General features: G+C 42.6%; 19 protein-coding genes. 12 read left to right on the plus strand and 7 right to left on the minus strand.

The window, feature by feature from the left end; all coding sequences use genetic code 11:
* The first annotated feature begins 2 nt into the window (after positions 1–2).
* Entirely contained in the window at positions 3–476 is a 474-nt protein-coding gene (locus CKO50_RS02070) for a GNAT family N-acetyltransferase (protein WP_095726801.1), read from the plus strand.
* A gap of 21 nt (positions 477–497) precedes the next feature.
* Here the strand turns inward: CKO50_RS02070 and CKO50_RS02075 are convergent, their stop codons facing one another.
* Positions 498–1,151 (minus strand): DUF2987 domain-containing protein, encoded by a 654-nt coding sequence (locus CKO50_RS02075; RefSeq protein WP_095726802.1) that lies wholly within the window; start codon positions 1,149–1,151, stop codon positions 498–500.
* 137 nt (positions 1,152–1,288) lie between these two features.
* Here CKO50_RS02075 and CKO50_RS02080 point away from each other — a divergent pair, with 137 nt between their 5' ends.
* Positions 1,289–1,708: an HPP family protein gene (locus CKO50_RS02080; RefSeq protein ID WP_095726803.1), complete on the plus strand. Its 420-nt coding sequence runs from the start codon at positions 1,289–1,291 to the stop codon at positions 1,706–1,708.
* Positions 1,709–1,761: 53 nt separating this feature from the next.
* Here the strand turns inward: CKO50_RS02080 and pepB are convergent, their stop codons facing one another.
* Entirely contained in the window at positions 1,762–3,057 is a 1,296-nt protein-coding gene (pepB, locus tag CKO50_RS02085) for an aminopeptidase PepB (protein ID WP_095726804.1), read from the minus strand.
* Between the two features lie 76 nt (positions 3,058–3,133).
* On the opposite strand from pepB, the gene sfsA reads away from it, so the two are divergent.
* From sfsA to CKO50_RS02140, 10 genes are all read left to right on the plus strand, one after another.
* Positions 3,134–3,853: a DNA/RNA nuclease SfsA gene (gene sfsA, locus CKO50_RS02090; protein ID WP_095726805.1), complete on the plus strand. Its 720-nt coding sequence runs from the start codon at positions 3,134–3,136 to the stop codon at positions 3,851–3,853.
* Positions 3,854–4,027: 174 nt separating this feature from the next.
* Complete coding sequence (gene dksA, locus CKO50_RS02095) at positions 4,028–4,471, plus strand: RNA polymerase-binding protein DksA (protein WP_017216564.1); 444 nt, start codon at positions 4,028–4,030, stop codon at positions 4,469–4,471.
* Positions 4,472–4,481: 10 nt separating this feature from the next.
* Complete coding sequence (gene gluQRS / locus CKO50_RS02100; protein ID WP_095726806.1) at positions 4,482–5,429, plus strand: tRNA glutamyl-Q(34) synthetase GluQRS; 948 nt, start codon at positions 4,482–4,484, stop codon at positions 5,427–5,429.
* Between the two features lie 173 nt (positions 5,430–5,602).
* Positions 5,603–6,919, plus strand: a complete 1,317-nt coding sequence (gene pcnB, locus CKO50_RS02105; RefSeq protein WP_029215927.1) for a polynucleotide adenylyltransferase PcnB — start codon at positions 5,603–5,605, stop codon at positions 6,917–6,919.
* A complete protein-coding gene (gene folK, locus CKO50_RS02110) occupies positions 6,920–7,402 on the plus strand; it encodes a 2-amino-4-hydroxy-6-hydroxymethyldihydropteridine diphosphokinase (protein ID WP_095726807.1) in 483 nt (160 codons plus the stop codon).
* Between the two features lie 21 nt (positions 7,403–7,423).
* Positions 7,424–8,218 carry a 3-methyl-2-oxobutanoate hydroxymethyltransferase gene (gene panB, locus CKO50_RS02115; RefSeq protein WP_095726808.1) on the plus strand — a complete coding sequence of 265 codons (795 nt, stop codon included), beginning with the start codon at positions 7,424–7,426 and terminating at the stop codon, positions 8,216–8,218.
* 85 nt (positions 8,219–8,303) lie between these two features.
* The gene (gene panC / locus CKO50_RS02120) at positions 8,304–9,152 is read left to right on the plus strand and encodes a pantoate--beta-alanine ligase (RefSeq protein ID WP_095726809.1); all 849 of its coding nucleotides are present in this window, start codon (positions 8,304–8,306) and stop codon (positions 9,150–9,152) included.
* A 9-nt stretch (positions 9,153–9,161) separates the two neighbouring features.
* On the plus strand, positions 9,162–9,392 hold the full coding sequence (locus tag CKO50_RS02125; RefSeq protein WP_095726810.1) for a hypothetical protein: 231 nt from the start codon (positions 9,162–9,164) through the stop codon (positions 9,390–9,392).
* A 331-nt stretch (positions 9,393–9,723) separates the two neighbouring features.
* Positions 9,724–10,917 (plus strand): porin, encoded by a 1,194-nt coding sequence (locus tag CKO50_RS02135; protein ID WP_095726812.1) that lies wholly within the window; start codon positions 9,724–9,726, stop codon positions 10,915–10,917.
* Between the two features lie 11 nt (positions 10,918–10,928).
* Positions 10,929–11,336: a phosphate ABC transporter substrate-binding protein gene (locus CKO50_RS02140; protein WP_095726813.1), complete on the plus strand. Its 408-nt coding sequence runs from the start codon at positions 10,929–10,931 to the stop codon at positions 11,334–11,336.
* A 72-nt stretch (positions 11,337–11,408) separates the two neighbouring features.
* On the opposite strand, the gene CKO50_RS02145 is transcribed toward CKO50_RS02140, so the two are convergent.
* From CKO50_RS02145 to CKO50_RS02165, 5 genes are all read right to left on the minus strand, one after another.
* Positions 11,409–13,031, minus strand: coding sequence for a methyl-accepting chemotaxis protein (locus CKO50_RS02145; RefSeq protein WP_095726814.1), 1,623 nt, complete (start codon positions 13,029–13,031; stop codon positions 11,409–11,411).
* A gap of 209 nt (positions 13,032–13,240) precedes the next feature.
* On the minus strand, positions 13,241–14,209 hold the full coding sequence (locus CKO50_RS02150; RefSeq protein WP_017216573.1) for a PstS family phosphate ABC transporter substrate-binding protein: 969 nt from the start codon (positions 14,207–14,209) through the stop codon (positions 13,241–13,243).
* A 77-nt stretch (positions 14,210–14,286) separates the two neighbouring features.
* Entirely contained in the window at positions 14,287–15,615 is a 1,329-nt protein-coding gene (gene phoR, locus CKO50_RS02155) for a phosphate regulon sensor histidine kinase PhoR (protein WP_095726815.1), read from the minus strand.
* A gap of 51 nt (positions 15,616–15,666) precedes the next feature.
* Entirely contained in the window at positions 15,667–16,356 is a 690-nt protein-coding gene (gene phoB / locus CKO50_RS02160) for a phosphate regulon transcriptional regulator PhoB (RefSeq protein WP_010378755.1), read from the minus strand.
* Between the two features lie 301 nt (positions 16,357–16,657).
* Positions 16,658–17,614, minus strand: coding sequence for a porin (locus CKO50_RS02165; RefSeq protein ID WP_095726816.1), 957 nt, complete (start codon positions 17,612–17,614; stop codon positions 16,658–16,660).
* Between the last annotated feature and the right edge of the window lie 421 nt (positions 17,615–18,035).

An 18,035-nucleotide genomic window follows, 5' to 3' on the forward strand; every position in this document is an offset into this window, starting at 1 on the left:
CAATGATTATCATCAGACAATTTCAAAGCGGCGAAGAAGCCGTGTTACGCAAGCTTATGTTTGACACAATACGCTCGGTAAATATACAGCATTACTCCAATAGCCAAGTTAATGCATGGGCACATAGCGACGTTGCCGATAAAGGCTGGCAAGACCGATTAAGGAACAATCAGCCCCTTGTCGCCGTACTAAATGGTAAAATTGTTGGCTTTGCCGACATCCAAGCTGACGGTCTTATTGATCACTTTTTTTGCCATGCGGAACATCAAGGCCAAGGCGTAGGTAAAGCACTTATGCTCGCACTCTTAGAACACAGCAAAATAACCAACACAACGCGCTTATTTTCCCATGTTAGCAAAACGGCTAAACCTTTCTTTGAATATTTTGGTTTCCAAGTGATAAAGGAACAACAAGTGAAGGTTCGTGGCGAAGTGTTAACTAACTACCTGATGGAAAAAGACATGCCCGCCTGCTAGCAGGCATACGAACTTTCTTCCCTAATCTATGGGCGCAAACCGCGTGGGTAAGGCACTAAATTGCAAGGATGGATTTTGCTTCATCCACTTTTTCTTATTAGGGATTTGGATCTTAAACTCATTATCCGTCACAAACTTTTGGGTTTTACCTTTTGCATCCACAAACTGAATTGATGCAGGCTCGGTAAATGTAAACTCTAGTTCATCAAAGCTTGGAGCAAACCAAGACAAGCTACCAGCCATCAACTCAACAAAAGCGTCCATATCCTCTAAAAGAATAAACAAATCGCGATACATAACCCGCTGCTTAGTCAGCGGCGCTATATCCGTATTGACCATAATCGCAACGGCATCTTTTTCTTGATTGATCACTAAATTAACTTTATCAGCACGAAACTGCTGGAGAATAGGTAAATCAATATTGCCGTCTTTGTCTATGATGCCGTTGGCAATGATATTGCCATCTTGCTCCAACCAAAGTTTAACATCCTCTAGCGCGATATCAGGCTGCTTCACTTCCACTGTAAATTTAGACAAGATATATTGCGACTGCGCTTTGTTGGCGATTAAATCTAGAATTTGATTAATTTCTCCATATTCAACACTTCGCTCAGCGGCAAAAACAGAGTTGCAAAGTAAGCTCGCAACAGCACCTAACATCAGTAACTTTTTCATTGGGTTAGCCTTTCTTATTGTTATCTTCATAAGAGCAGTTCTTCGAGAAATAGTTCAAAACTTGATCTCAATTCCATACATGCCAAATAGATCAGGCTAAACTCAACATAAACATATGGAGTGAAAAGGAGTAACAGATGACCCAAACCGTAGCTGATTTAATGACCCCAGATCCTTTTGCAGTGATTGCTGAAAATACCTTGCAAGATGCGCATAATTTAATGAAAGAAAAAAACGTTCGTCACATCCCAGTAATTGACGAAGCGGGAGTCTTGGTTGGTATGCTCACGCAAAAAATTATGATCGCCAAGGTAATGGGAATAATGGCAACCTACGGCGCCAATGCGCTTGCAAGAAAAGAGAAACAAACAAAAGTACGAGATATTATGGCGACCGATTTTGCGAGCGTGCGCCCGGATCAATCATTACAAGATGTGGTGCGCTTTTTTGTCGATAATCGCCATGGCTGTATGCCTGTGGTAGACGAGCAAAACAAATTGGTTGGAATACTAACATCATCAGACTTTGTGCGACTCGCCGCGGCACTATTGTCTTAAACGTGGTAATAAACTGAGTGTATTCCGCTGAATACACTCAGCTAACTACATGATTACGCTTTTTCTTGAAGCGTTCTCGCTACGGTTCTCATACCTAACGTCGTTGCACCCGCAGCCCATTGACCACCAGCGCTATTTTGGAAAGAAGCTGCAAGGTCGATATGCACCCAACCTTGACCTTCATTTGGTACAAAGCGAGACAGGAAACCCGCTGCATTTGATGCACCACCAAAGCCGCCACCTTTTTGCGCCCGGCTGTTAGCTGTATCCGCATAAGGCGATGGACAGTTATTTTGGTGCCACTTTTCTAGAGGCAATGGCCACGCGGCTTCAAATTCGTCACTCGCGAACTGCTGTACATCACCGACAAGCGCTTTGTCTAAACCAAATAGCGCATTGTACTCTTGGCCTACAGCAACGAGCGCAGCGCCCGTTAATGTCGCGGCATCAATGATAAGCTCTGCGCCTGTTTCACCGGCAGCCATCAAGCCATCAGCAAGCACCAAGCGACCCTCTGCATCGGTATTTACGATTTCCACTGTGGTACCATTTTTGTAGGTAAGAATATCGCCTAACTTATAGGCATGGCCTGAGATAAGGTTCTCAGCACAACACAGGAATAACTTAACACGACGGTCAAAACCACGTTGAATAGCCAGCGCTAAACCAGCCGTTACGGTTGCCGCCCCGCCCATATCACACTTCATCGTAAGCATGCCTTCACTTGGCTTAATGGAGTAACCACCTGAGTCAAACGTGATCCCTTTACCCACAAGTGCCGCACTAACTGGTGCGTCATCATTACCTGTTGGGTTGTAGTCAAGCTCAAGCAACACTGGGGGGCGCTCACTGCCGCGTCCTACTTCATGGATACCAATCCATTGCTGCTCCAACAGCGCGTCGCCTTTAATGATTTGATAACTAACATGCTCAGGTGCTAATGACTGAATAAACTCAGCCGCTTTTCCTGCAAGGCTTTCAGGGTAAATGTCTTCGGCCGTCCCGTTGATCATCTGACGCATCCATGTTGCCGACGCTTTTAATGCATCAAGTTCTTTAAGACTTGACTGGTCGTTGTCAACAAACACCACGCCATCTAATGCTTTTGGTGACACAAAACCTTGATAAAAAGCCCATTGAGATTCAGTACACCACAAGTCACCTTCTAGATGCACTTGTTTAATCCCTTGTTGTGCGATGCTACGAGCCGCTTTTTGAATATTCTTCAGCGTTTCGTCTTGTTGTAAATGGATAAAAGCACCGTCCTTTTCAAACGACAATGCAGCACCAGCAGATAAATACTCTGGTTTAGCGTCTTCACTCAGTCGTACAATAAATTTCTCTGACATTCTCTTTTCACTCTTGTGCTTGTAAGTGTGGTTAAGTGTACACTAGCCACTAAATACACCCAACCTAAAGCGACCAATGAAGTTTTCTAGGCAATTACAACAAGCAACCTTGCTCAAACGATATAAACGCTTTCTTGTCGATTTACGCGCCCCAAGTGGTGACGAATTCACCGTACACTGCGCCAATACTGGTAGAATGACCAATTGTGCAGACCCGGGATTTACGGCCTATTACTCCACCAGCGATAACCCCAAACGAAAGTACATTCATTCGTTGGAGCTGACGCAAGATAATGATGGTCATTTTATTTGTGTAAATACAGCGGTGGCGAATAAAGTGTCTGTAGAGGCCATTGAGCAAGGAAGAATAACGCAACTGCAAGGCTACAAAACACTCCAAACTGAGGTGAAATACGGGGCTGAAAATAGTCGAATTGATATTTTGTTGAGCAACGTCGAAAATGGACAATCCTCGCAATTTTGCTACGTTGAAGTAAAGTCGGTGACTTTGCTTGAGCAACAGCAAGGTTTTTTCCCTGATGCAGAAACCTTAAGAGGTCAAAAACATCTTAGAGAATTAATCCACATTAAACAACAAGGTCATCGTGCGGTGTTACTGTTTGCCGCGCTCCATACAGGGATAAATTGTGTCAAACCAGCCAGCCATATCGATCAAAAATATGCAGCGTTAGTAAAAGAAGCAATTTCTCATGGAGTAGAAATCATTGCTTACCGAGCGCATATTGACGACAACCAAGTACAATTAATTGAAGAAATTCCTTTTGATTACGCTTGACTTTTTTCATGCTGCCCACATATAGCCGTGATAGTTTTCTCCCCCAAATAGTTAAACATTGAAAAAAGTGGCTGACATTTGCAGTAAAAAAGTGTTTGCTAAGGGGTAAAGATTTTGCTATTTATACCCGCCGGCGAAAGCTGGGGTTATGTATTAAGGATTTAGGAGAATGGTATGCCAGACCAGAAAAAACTAGGGTTATTGGCTCAAGCCGGTGTAGAACCTTATCAAGAAAAGCCAGGCGAAGAATACATGAATGAAGCACAACGTGCTCATTTCAAAGCGATATTAGAAGCATGGCGTGCCGATCTACGTAATGAAGTAGACCGTACTAAGACACACATGCAAGACGAAGCGGCAAACTTTCCTGATCCTGTGGACCGTGCAGCGCAAGAAGAAGAGTTTTCTCTTGAACTGCGTACTCGCGACCGCGAGCGTAAGCTAATCAAGAAAATTGAGAAAACACTTCAACTTATCGAAGATGATGACTTTGGCTTTTGTGAGTCGTGCGGTATTGAAATCGGCATTCGCCGGTTAGAAGCGCGTCCAACAGCTGATCTTTGCGTTGATTGTAAATCTCTCGCAGAAATCAAAGAAAAACAACAAGGCAGAGGATAATCTCAGCCCTGTGTCCCCAAGCTTAAAGCAAACTGGGAGCTATCGCGGTCGATTTGCTCCCTCGCCTTCCGGTCCACTTCATTTCGGCTCTCTTGTAGCCGCCCTGAGTAGCTATTTAGACGCAAAAGCTAATCAAGGTAAATGGCTCGTTCGCATCGAAGACATAGACACACCGCGTGTAGTTATGGGTGCTGCCGACAATATATTAACCACACTTGAAGCATACGGCCTTTACTGGGATGAAAAGGTTGTCTATCAATCACAGCACCATGCCCTATACCAAGCCTATTTGGCGACACTAAAATCAGACTCTCTTGTGTATGCGTGTCAATGTACAAGAAAGCAAATTAAAGTAATGGGTGGATTTTACAACAATCATTGCAGAGCCTTAGCGCTAAATTGGCAAGATAACGCTTTGCGCCTACAGCAGCGCTGTCCAGTTACTGAATTTAATGATGCAATACAAGGCATGGTTGTCATTCCCTCAGCAATTGCGCATGAAGATTACATCGTTAAACGCCGCGACGGCTTATTTGCTTATCAATTGGTGGTGGTAGTTGACGACATAGAGCAAAAGATTAGTCATATCGTGCGTGGTGCCGATCTGCTAGAACCCACAGCAAGACAAATTAGTTTATTTCGACAGCTCAATCAGCCATCACCTGAGTACGCTCACGTGCCTCTGGCTGTCGCAGAGCCCGGATTTAAGTTATCTAAGCAAAATCATGCTCCAGCTATTGATAACCGCAACCCGCTACCAACCCTTTATGCCGCGCTGCGTTATTTGCATGTGCCGGTTGATTCTCTCCATAATTATCAAGATGTTGACGCATTACTGACTCACGCTATTGATATTTTTAGTCTAGATAGCGTTCCTAAAGTACAGGAAATTCAACTAGACTCTCTAGAAAATGGCGATTTTGCTTTTCGCCCACTGTTTTCAAGTACTTCAATTTAGTCTCATTTGAGTATATGATAGCGAGCCTTAAATGCGACCTGTTTTAAGACAAAAGCAGTGGTTCACAACGACTAGAATAGAAAACTTGATTGCTCAGGAGACGAGTTATTATTTCCAAGCTTGTAAACTTTTGCCGCCAGTTTGTAACTGGAAAAGGCGATGAGACGGTGAAAATGGCCAGCCCGACACCTGCGATAATTCCTCGCAGCGAGCATGGTATATCTCGTAAACAATTTAGCCCTAACGCTATCAAAGTGCTCTATCGCTTAAAAGACGGTGGCTATGATGCCTACCTAGTTGGTGGTTGTATCCGCGATATCATGCTAGGAATAGAGCCTAAAGACTTTGACGTCGTTACCAATGCAACACCTGAACAAATCAAAAAGCTCTTCCGTAACTGTCGCTTAATAGGTCGTCGTTTCCGCCTTGCACACATTGTTTTTGGACGGGAAATTATTGAAGTTGCCACCATGCGTGGCCATCACCAAAGTGATGACTCTTGTGCCACGACAAGTCAAGCCAGCGAACACGGGCAGCTATTACGCGACAATGTTTACGGCAGTATCGAAGAAGATGCCGAGCGCCGCGACTTTACTATCAATGCGCTATACTATTCGATTAATGACTTTACCCTACGCGACTTTGCCGGTGGTGTTGCAGACATTAAAGCGCGTAAAATTGAGCTGATTGGCGATCCTGAAACTCGCTATCGCGAAGATCCGGTGCGTATGCTAAGAGCTATTCGCTTTGCAACCAAACTAGATATGGAGATTGCTACCCCGACCCGCACTCCGATTAAAGCACTAGCGCCATTACTTGGACATATCCCCGCAGCGCGTTTGTTCGAAGAAACGCTAAAACTATTTTTAAATGGTAAAGCGGAAGAGAACTTTCTTCAGATGCGTGAATACGGCTTATTTGCCCAATTATTCCCAGCGCTAGATAAAATTCTAGCACAGCCTGATAATGACTTTGAGCGTCGCTTTATTCAGCAAATGTTTGCCAATACGGACAGCCGTATCAACGCAGATAAAAAAGTAACTCCAGCATTTATCTATGCAGCACTTTTATGGTTCCCTATTTTAGCTAAAAGCGAAGCACTTGCGGCCGAAGGCATGAATGAATACGATGCCTTTATGCAAGCCATCAATCACGTTCTTGCTGAGAATGCAAAACACGTTGCTGTGCCTAAACGCTTTACTTTAGGTGCCCGAGATATCTGGCATATTCAACAACGCCTAGATAAACGTTCAGGGCAGCGTGCATATCGCCTAAGCTTGCAGCCGAGATTCAAAGCCGCATATGATTTCCTATTATTGCGTGTTGAAAGTGGTGAACAAGAGCAAGAAGAACTTGCAGCTTGGTGGACTGACTACCTCAAGAATGACGTCACCGGCCAAAAAGACATGGTTCGCAACTTAGGTAACCAAAGCAAGCCTAAGCGTCGTTATAATAGACGTAAGCCAAAAAGAAAACCAAAAGAAGATTAAATGAATATTGCGTACATTGGATTGGGTGCAAACCTATCCGAACCGATGGCACAAATACAGCGAGCACTCGATGTGCTCGCCGCCCACCCAGACCTCTCGCTTGTCCAGCACTCTAGCCTGTATGGCTCAAAACCTATGGGCCCTCAAGATCAACCTGATTATGTGAATGCCGTAGTAAAACTAGCGACATCATTAACAGCAGAATCTTTACTCGATGTGTTGCAACAAATAGAGCGTGAACATGGCCGTGTACGCAAGGCTGAACGCTGGGGACCGCGTACACTCGATTTAGATATTCTGCTTTTTAATACCGACACCATTAACAGCGATAGACTAACGGTGCCGCATTATGGCTTGAAAGAAAGAGAGTTTGTCGTCTACCCGCTGTTAGAGATAGAGCCAGAGCTCAAATTACCTGATGGCACTGAGCTTAACTCTTTAACACAAAAGTTACCACTTAACGGATTAGCAATCCTCAAATAAACCAATCCAAGGGGTTTAACCATGGCAAAAATTTCCGTCTCAACACTTGCCAAAATGAAGCGTGAAGGAACAAAAATAACCGCTCTCACCGCTTACGATGCAAGTTTTGCAAAGTTATTTCACGACAATGGCGTAGATGTCATCTTAGTGGGTGATTCTCTGGGTATGGTTTTACAAGGTGGTGAAGACACTTTAGCCGTTACCACGGATGACATTGCCTATCATACCCGCTGTGTAAGAGCTGGTAGCAAAGAGCTATTCGTTATCGCCGATATGCCTTTTATGAGCTACTCAGAACCGCAATCAGCCTGCCAGAATGCAGCTACCTTAATGCGCTCTGGTGCTAACATGGTTAAGCTTGAAGGTGGTGAATGGCTTTACGACAGCATTGCACTGCTTACTCAGCAAGGGATCCCAGTTTGTGGCCATTTAGGTTTAACACCACAATCAGTACACGTGTTTGGTGGCTTTAAAATTCAAGGTCGTGAAGAAGCTCAGGCGCAAAAAATGATAGCCGATGCACAAGCGTTAGAACGTGCTGGTGCACAAATGATTGTGATTGAATGTGTGCCTTCAGCACTGGCTAAACGCATTACCGATGCTGTGGCAATTCCGGTCATTGGTATTGGCGCAGGTAAAGAGACCGATGGCCAAATTTTGGTTATGCATGACTTGGTTGGTATTTCTGCAGGCTATATCCCTAAGTTCTCGAAGAACTTCCTGCTCGAAACTGGCAACATGCCAGAAGCGGTGAAAAAGTTTTGTGCAGACGTGCAATCAGGTGAGTTCCCGGGGCCTGATCACGAATTTAATTAAATTTGCGATGAGCGATACTTATCGCCGAGTCTGATCCAAGCATTTTGTTTGGATTAGTATTGTTATTATTGAGTTAGAGTACAACATGCAATCAGTTACTGAGATTAAATCGTTACGAAGCCAAATTAAAGCTTGGCGCCAACAAGGGTTGAGCATTGCCTTCGTACCAACGATGGGCAACCTTCACCGTGGTCATTTTTCCTTAGTAGAAAAAGCAAAAACCCTAGCGGATAAAGTCGTTGTCAGTATCTTTGTAAACCCAATGCAATTTGGTGCGAACGAAGACCTCGACAGCTACCCTCGTACGCTTGAGCAAGACAAGCAAGGCCTTGCAGAACTAGAAACCGATATTGTGTTTACGCCTACCGTTGAGACCATATATCCTAACGGCCTAAATGCACAAAGTTTTGTTGATGTGCCGGGGGTATCTGAAGGACACTGTGGTGGCACACGCCCTGGACACTTTCGTGGCGTTGCAACGGTTGTCACTAAATTGTTTAACTTAGTACAACCTGATTTTGCCTGCTTTGGTGAAAAAGACTTTCAACAGTTACAGGTTATCAAAACCATGGTCAAAGACCTGTCTATTCCTGTTGAAGTGATTGGTGTTGCGACTCAAAGAGAAGTTTCTGGACTGGCGATGAGCTCACGTAATGGTTATCTCTCAGAATCAGAAAAAGATACTGCTAAAGTACTTTTTCAAGCACTAAAAGCAGCAGCTGGCGCGATAGAGAATGGCGAAAAGGATTTTTCGAAGGTAACAAAAGATGCAACAGAAATGCTGCATAATTCGGGTTTAAAGTTGGATTATTTTAACATTTGCCAAAAAGATAGCTTGAAACCTGCTACACTCGAAGACAATCAACTCGTCATTCTTGCCGCAGCTTTCCTCGGCAAAGTCAGACTGATTGATAATATTCAAGTCACAGCCTAAGGAATAATAATGAAAATAGCGTTCGCCTTGTTAATACTTTCTACCACCCTATTGGGATGCAGTAACTCTATCTCACCTGAGTTGAATCAGTGTGCACAACAGAATTATCAATGCGAACGCAGCTGTGAGATGCAAAACACACCAGAAACAATGTCTTTACAGATATGCACTGATAAATGTATTGAGCAGCATAATGCCTGCAAAGTACAGGCTGAGGAAATTACCGAGAGCAAACGATAGCTTGCTCTTTTTAGCAAAAAGATTTCCTTAATATTCTTTTAAATACAAGTACTTTCTAACTCCCGCCGTTATTTTTTATTCACCTTTTTAGAATATTTTGCGATACAATAAACTGGTCTGATGAGATAGGCATACAACTCCAACTTAACTTGGCTCAAGACTTGGTTTCTTAAACAATGCAGGTCGTAAGCACTAACTTTGCTTAATAACTTGTTATTTCTGGTTTTTATTCTAATCTCTAAGACAAAAGTAACACTATTGTTGAGCTCAGTATCAGCGCTTTTAATGAGTGTTACAGACACGACTCTTTGCAAAGAAAATGGGGATCAGTATGAAAAAATCTGCAATTGCATTAGCGGTAGCGCTTGGGACTGTGAGTTTTCACAGTGTCGCTGAAATCAGAATTAATGGTTTTGCTTCCATTATTGGTGGTCAAACGCTAGATAGTGACGACACACTACATGGCTATGATAATGATTTTGATATGGAGAACCGCAGCTTATTCGCCCTACAACTTTCCGCCGATCTACAAGAAAGTCTAACAGCCACAGCACAAATCGTAGGTCGTGGCCAGAATGACTTTGATGCCGAATTTGAATGGGCATACTTAACTTATGCAATTTCAGATTCTTCGCAGATAAGCGCAGGTAAAATGCGAATTCCATTCTATCGCTATTCTGACTTCTTAGATGTCGGTTATGCGTACCGCTGGGTTAAACCACCTCAATCGGTATATAATCTAAGCTTTAGCACCTATAATGGATTGAGTTATATCCATAACTCGACATTAGGGGAGTGGGAAAGCACTGTACAGTTGGCACTGGGTAGCGTAGATGACGACATTGTTGCTATCACCTATTCAGATGAAGCTGAGTTAAATAACACGGTAGGTATTAACTGGACACTAAACAGAGATTGGTTCAGTGTGCGTGCAGCTTACTTTGCTACCAAGGCAAGTATTAGCGCAGCTAATAGCCCTGAATTATCTGGATTATTAGCAGGGTTGACTGGCTATGGGCTAACTCAACAAGCGGATGATATTGCAGTCGATAAAGATGATGCTTACTTTGCCGCGATTGGTATTTCCATCGACTATAACGATATCTTGTTCGATGTAGAATACACTCAGTTCGACGTGGATAACAGCATACTTGCTAAACAACAACAATACTATGCATCTCTTGGCTATCGTATTGATGCGTGGACACTCCACCTAACCTATGAACACAATGAAGATAAAAATGAGAGCGACGAGTTTAATTCTGTTCCACTCACGATCACCGCTCCAAATGGTGTAACCATTCCGGTCACGACCGATCCAACCAATCCCAATGCACCTTATTTAAGAACACTTGTTAATAGTACACTCGCGAACGCACGTGCAGAATCAGAAACTTGGAGTATTGGTGCACGTTATGACTTCCATCCGTCAGCTGCATTCAAAATTGAACTAAACCAATTCGATAACACGCTAACAGATCAAAAAGTTGAGCTGTTGAGCTTTGGTATCGATTTAGTATTCTAATGGAGGCTAATATGATTAAAAAACTTATGACCTTAGGGCTACTGTTAGCCAGCCATGCAACTTTGGCAGATATTGCTGTTATCGTGAATTCAGCAAATGCATCTGCAGTAGATGATGGTACTATCAAAAAGTTATTCCTAGGCAAAAGCAAATCATTTGCCGATGGTAGTAGTGCAGCCCCTGTGAATCAGGATGGTAATGCGGTGTTTGACGAGTTTAACGACAAAGTGATTGGCAAATCTAGCTCTCAGCTAAATGCACATTGGTCTAAATTAGTATTCACCGGTAAAGGAACACCTCCGAAGAAGCTGGATAGCGACCAAGCGGTAATCGATTTTGTTTCGAGCAATGCAGACGCAATTGGTTATATTGATGCAAGTAAAGTAACCGATGCCGTCAAAGTGATAGGTAAATACTAATTAATATTCCTTATCAAATAAAAACAGCCACTTAATGTGGCTGTTTTTATTTATCGTTTAAAAATTAAAGCATTAGACTCTAAATTTTGAGGTTGCATCTTTCAAGTTGTCGGACAGTACATGGAGATTCTCAGCAACGTCTTGTACTTCATTCAACGCTTGCATTGTGTCTTGGAAAGACTGATGCATAGATGTCACATTGTTTACTACCATAGCGGCTACCGAGGTCTGCTCCTCCGTTGCCGCAGCAATTTGACCATTCATGCTATTTATTGACAAGATTTGTGCTGCTATCTGCTCAATCGACTGCCCAGTTTGTGCTGCAGCTTCAGCATTATTAATTGCCATACTGCTTGCACTTGTCATTGCTTTCACCGCTTGATTTGCCGCTTCTGTTAGCACATTTAAAAGTTCTCTTATCTCATTGGTCGACTTTGCTGTTCTTGAGGCTAATTCGCGGACTTCATCAGCAACCACCGCAAAACCTCGACCTTGCTCACCAGCACGAGCTGCCTCAATCGCAGCATTCAAGGCTAGTAAATTGGTTTGCTCTGCGATTGATGTGATCACATTTAAGATTTGCGTCACGTTCTGCGTATCATCAGCTAGCTTATTGATCGTCTCTGCTGCATGATTAATTTCTTCACTTAACGCTTGTGACTCGTTAACTGACACCTGAATTTGGCGCTTACTCTGCTCAACTTCTTGTTCGGCCAGCTGAGCAGCATCAGAAGCTTGTGACGCTGAATGAGAGATATCACCCACACTTAACCGCATTTCTTCCATAGATTGACGTACTACTTCCGCATCATGCGTTTGTTGATTAGTTGCCCCCTCAGCTTTTTCCATCCCCTGAACAAGACGACTTGAGTCTTTCATCAAAGGTTCAACGACACTCATCACTTCAACAACCGCCCCTTTTAGTAACGCGACAAATTCATTAAAATTTATGGATACTTGGCCAATTTCATCGTGAGAGCGCACATTGAGCGTGGTGGACAAAGAACCCTGCCCTTGCGCTAATAGTTTCAGGTTTTGCGCCGCATCCTTAGCAGAGTTACCAATACCTCTTGCAATCACAACTGCTAAGAAAACCAGCACGAGTAAAGAAATAACAGCCACAATCAACATTATCGTGAGCGCGTTTGCTGAGCGCTCTTCAGTGTTTTGTAGCAATTCGACAAAACGATCATTCGCGTTCGTTTTAGCTTTGGTAAAATCTGCAACTAGACCTTCGTAGATTTCAGTTTTCTTTTTGGCATCTTCTTGGATACGGGAGAAGTCTGCAGTACCATCTATCATTCCTCCAGCAATTTGTTGCGCAATTTTGCCGTACTGTGAGAGTTCATCATTATTATCTGAAGGCATAAAGCCGCTTTGTACCGACTCAATTTTTTGCAAGTTAGCTTGGATTTGCTGTTGATATTCTTTTGCTTTATCTAATAATTCAGCATCCCCGAAGGTTACAGCTTGAGTGAATAGCTCATCTAAATTCTGCAGCTTATTTGCGTTTTCTGTGGCGAGGTTAAGAATTTTGTATGTCTGCTCCTCTAATTCATTTAAGGCCCTTTGGTTAGAACTAATAGCGTTGTAATTAACAAACACGATAACCACAAAAGCGACAACCGCAACGAGCGTAATTGCGTGGATCTTTTTGGTGATACTAAGATCAGCAAAAGCAGTACCTAGACTCATATATACACCTTTTGAAGTAAGACGAGTTCATTATCGACTGATTTATTATAAATTTTAACTAAATATAGAATATTTCCAGCTTTTTTGCCGCTTGAGGATGAAGATTTAAACAAATTATTCAATCTGGGAACATAGAAGTGTGAAAATAAAAAATGCCGCTCAATGAGCGGCATCAATAACAACAAGTAATTAGCGGGTTGAGTAATTGATTAAAGTAAACCTAACTTTTTCAATTCACGTGTCGCCATTTCGCTAGAAAGAGGAACGTAACCATCTTTCTCAACAATCTTTTGACCTTCTTTAGACAATACCATCTTCAAGAATTCAGCTTCGATAGGTGCTAATTCTTTATTTGGGTGCTTGTTCACATATAGGTATAGGAAGCGAGACAATGGGTATTTACCCTGTGCCACGTTTTCTAATGTTGCATCAACGTAGTTCGTGCCTTTTTTCGCTAGTGGTACTGTACGTACACCTGACGTTTTATAACCGATACCAGAGTAACCAATCGCATTCACAGAAGACGAGATAGACTGTACTACTGACGCAGAACCTGGCTGTTCGTTAACATTATTGCGGAAGTCACCTTTACACAGTGCTTTTTTCTTGAAGTAACCATAAGTACCAGATACTGAGTTACGACCATAAAGCTGAATATCTTTTGCTGCCCAATCCCCCGTTAGACCAACATCACTCCAGCGATTTGCCTGTGCTGCCGAACCACACTTGCGCGTTGAAGAGAAGATTGAATCAACCTGTTCAATTGTTAAGCCTTCAATTGGGTTATCTTTGTGTACAAATACCGCTAGCGCATCAATTGCTACGCGGATTTCTGTTGGCTTATAACCATAACGCTTTTCAAAAGCTTCGATTTCTTTTGACTTCATTTTACGGCTCATTGGGCCGAAGTTCGCAGTTGCTTCCGTTAGCGCAGGTGGCGCAGTAGAAGAACCAGCAGCTTGGATTTGAATATTTACGTTAGGGTAAATTCTTTTATATTCTTCTGCCCAAAACGTCATCATGTTGGCAAGCGTATCAGAACCTACAGAAGAGAAGTTTCCTGAGATACCGCTGGTTTTATTATACTCTGGTAACTTTTCGTCTAAAGCAGATACTTGAGTAGAAACTAATGTAGTAATAGCCACACCCATTGCGGCAACTAAGCTTTTAAATTTCATTGGGGTCACTCCAGTTGTTGGTCCCAGTTATTTTACGCAGCTCATTGTGCAGCGATAAAATGACAATAAAATTACCTTTAAATTACACTTTTATGACTTTCATCGTTTGTCATAAAAATTCGCTTTTGTTTGGGAAAAGCAAACCAAAAGCGAGAACCTTCACCCACTTTACTTTCAATATGTAAAGCTGAGTCATGGCGAGACAACACATGTTTGGTAATTGCTAAACCAAGGCCCGAGCCGCCTGTTTTTCGACTTCGTGCTTTATCCACACGGTAAAAACGTTCAGTTAGTCGGTTGATGTGTTCAGGCGCGATACCATCGCCATTATCGACGACACTAAACGTCGGTAAGTCGTTTTCTAAATACCAACGTACATGAATGTGCCCACCGGGTTTGGTGTAGTGAATAGCATTAAAAATTAAATTTGAGTAAGCACTACGCAACTCATCCCCAGCCCCTTTGATATCCAAAGTCGGATCAATATCAAAAACAAGCTCATGGTCCTTTTCCTGATTAAGTGACTTCGCTTCGGTATGAATAAGATCAAGCATGGCGGGAATATTCACGGCTTTGTCATTGTCTTGCTTTCTCGCCCCTTCAATTCGAGACAAGGAAAGAAGTTGATTTACCAGACTATCCATCCGTTTGCACTGATCTATCATAGTGCCATGTGCTTTAGCCCACATCGCGGGGGGTGGCATATTATCGCTATCCATCATCTCTAGATAGCCAGCCATGACGGTTAAGGGCGTCCTTAGCTCATGAGATACATTTGCGACAAAGTCTTTGCGCATCTGCTCTAATTGCTTTAGTCGGCTAACATCACGCGCCACTAGCATAAGCTGCTCGGCATACGGCATTACACGTATTTCGAGCACTTGCTCATGTGCAAGCCCGGTCTCAAGCTCTAATGCTTCATCAAAGTGATGTTCATGCATGTATTTTACAAATTTAGGATCTCGGATAAGGTTATCCAACCTTTGACCATGATCTGTAGGCCATTGCAAACCTAACACTTTCAAAGCTAATTGGTTACACCACACAATACTGAGATCTTGTTGCAGTACAACGACCGCGTCTGGGATAGCTTCAGCCCCCTCACGAAAACGTCGGATCAGTTCAGCGAGTTCATTACGCTTTTTACGATTACGTTGCTGAAGCTGATAGATCCCTTCAAACACTTGTTCCCAAGCGCCCTTACCTTCAGGTGGATTAAAACTACGTTGGTTGAGCAGCCAGTCGCTCAAACGATAGAGTTGTTTGTAATGCCAAACTAATAAGACGAAAGCACCGATGAAAAGAAACAGAAAAGGTGCACTGACTAAATAGCCAATTAAGGCCAGTGGTAGGAAATACAAAAACAGGCGTCTCGTTAGCGCCTGTTTATCAATCACTCGATACATAGACTAAATCCATTTAGGAACCAAATAATTCAGTTCCTCTTGGAATACTAATTACAGTTTACTCGAAAAACGGTAACCTGCACCACGTACGGTTTGCACTAAGCGATCGTGACCAAGCGGTGCGATTGCTTTACGTAAGCGACGAATATGAACGTCTACAGTGCGATCTTCAACGTACACGTTAGTACCCCATACGTGATCTAACAGCTGTTCACGGCTATAAACACGTTCTGGGTGTGTCATGAAGAAATGTAATAAACGAAACTCTGTCGGTCCCATATCTAACTCAGTGCCCGCAGATGTCACTCGGTGAGAAATAGGGTCTAAACGTAATCCGTGGACTTCTATCGCTTCTTCTAGCGACGTCGGTGAAACTCGACGCATTACCGCTTTGATACGAGCCATTAGCTCTTTGGGAGAGAAAGGCTTTGTCACATAATCATCCGCACCAACCTCTAATCCTTTAACTTTGTCTTCCTCTTCACCTCTTGCCGTTAGCATGATGATTGGGATCTGACGGGTATATTCACTTTGCTTAAACTTTTTAGCAATTTGAATACCACTGCCTCCTGGCAACATCCAGTCTAGTAGCACCATATCTGGATAAGGTTCTACCATAGCAGCAACTGCTGAATCATAGTCTTCCGCTTCAATTGCTTGAAAACCATTTTGCTCTAATACGAACACCAACATTTCTCTGATAGGTGCTTCATCATCAACTACAAGTACTTTACGTGACATTCCCAATGTTCTCTCGTTACCGACGTTGTTGATGTCATTATTATGACTAACTGTGACATTTTTATGAAAGTGTAACGTGTAAACGCAAAACAAGCCAAAAAAATCTCTTTTTTGGCTACAAAGGGAATTTCTTATTTATTTATAATCACCTGATTTTAAATAAAATTCATACTAAAACGTTGGTCTCAAAATAGTGTTTTCGAAATGTGGACTACGACATCCAAGCCATACAACAAAAACTACGCTGCAATTCACTGCAAAATCAGCACACTTTTTGTAAATAGCCATACGCTTTTGTAAATTAAAAGTCATATCTCAATGTGACCGCCATCGTGTTGTGATCTTCGTTGTTATCCAAAGAAAATTTAGAATACCAAAGATACATACGAGCTTGTTTACTTAGACTTTTTTCCACACCTACTGAGGCTGCATTGCCAGAGTCTTTCAGCTTGCCAGCTGCACCATCTGAATCTTGATACTGGGCAAGCAAGGTATATGACTCAATCTGGTAAGCAGCACTCACCATAAAACTATCTACTTCCTCATTATTACTATCTATCGCTTCATTTTGTTGATACATACCACCGAGTTTAAAGTCCCCCAGCCTTCCTTGTACCGTCACGCGATTAATGTCTTGTCCCGCGACTTTATTATCATGGGCAACAGCAACATATACATTGGTTTTCTTGAGTTTGCTATCACCGTAACTTGCCGATAAAGATAAGCCATCTTCGCCGTTTTGTTTACTGTTGTCTTCGGCAATATAACTCACTGTAAACTGCAAATGATTAATCGCCGGAGTCGTATATTGCACGGTATCACCAAGGCGATTTTCACCAACAAAGAACGAATTAATATCACCAGAAAAGTCATTCATTAAGTCTACTTTACCTTGTGACTTTTTCATCGGTGTATCATCACGGCCGATCAGGAGCTGACCATAGCTCCCTTTAACCCCAAGGTACTGAGAGCGTGCTGTAAGGTTATCGCCTGACTTACCATCTTTATCTTGATCCGTGATCTCAACTTGGAATTCATATTTATAAAAAATCTCAAGTCCTTCTTGCAGCTTTGCCGATCCCTTTAACCCCATGCGAGAGTTATAACTTTCAATTGAAGTATCGCTGTCACCGTCTTTATCAGAGTTTTGCACCCCGACATGAGCTCTACCGTAAACAGATACAGTTTCGTTTGCATAACTACAAACACTCATAGAACAAAGGCTTAGAGCAACAAATGGTAGGTATTTCATTTTCATCTTTGATCACCTTGGATAGTATTTGGGCGCAGTACAACAAGGTTTGAGATGCTGAAGCCAGACAGAGAGGAGGTAGCGAACAGATCTCGTATTTTTAAAGTTAGACACTTTTAGCTGGAGATCAAGAAACTGACTACGGGATCATTATTTTATTAACTGATTAGGATCATCCATGGTCAGGATCAAATTTTTACTAACAAGATCGGCCTCAAGATCATTTTCTTACTAACCTATTGCTACTTAACGCTGGATCAAGTTGGTATAAAAATGATCTAAGCGAGGCTAACTTATTGATCTGAGGTTTTGAAATATATCTACTTAGTTAAACAATGATCTTTGTTAGTAAAGATCTGATCCCGATTTGCCTTGCTAGTAAAATGGCGATCCAAGTGTACTTTCACTCTGCAAGCTCTAGGTTTCC

The organism is Pseudoalteromonas sp. HM-SA03, from assembly GCF_002289345.1.
In the GTDB taxonomy this organism is placed as follows: Bacteria; Pseudomonadota; Gammaproteobacteria; order Enterobacterales; family Alteromonadaceae; genus Pseudoalteromonas.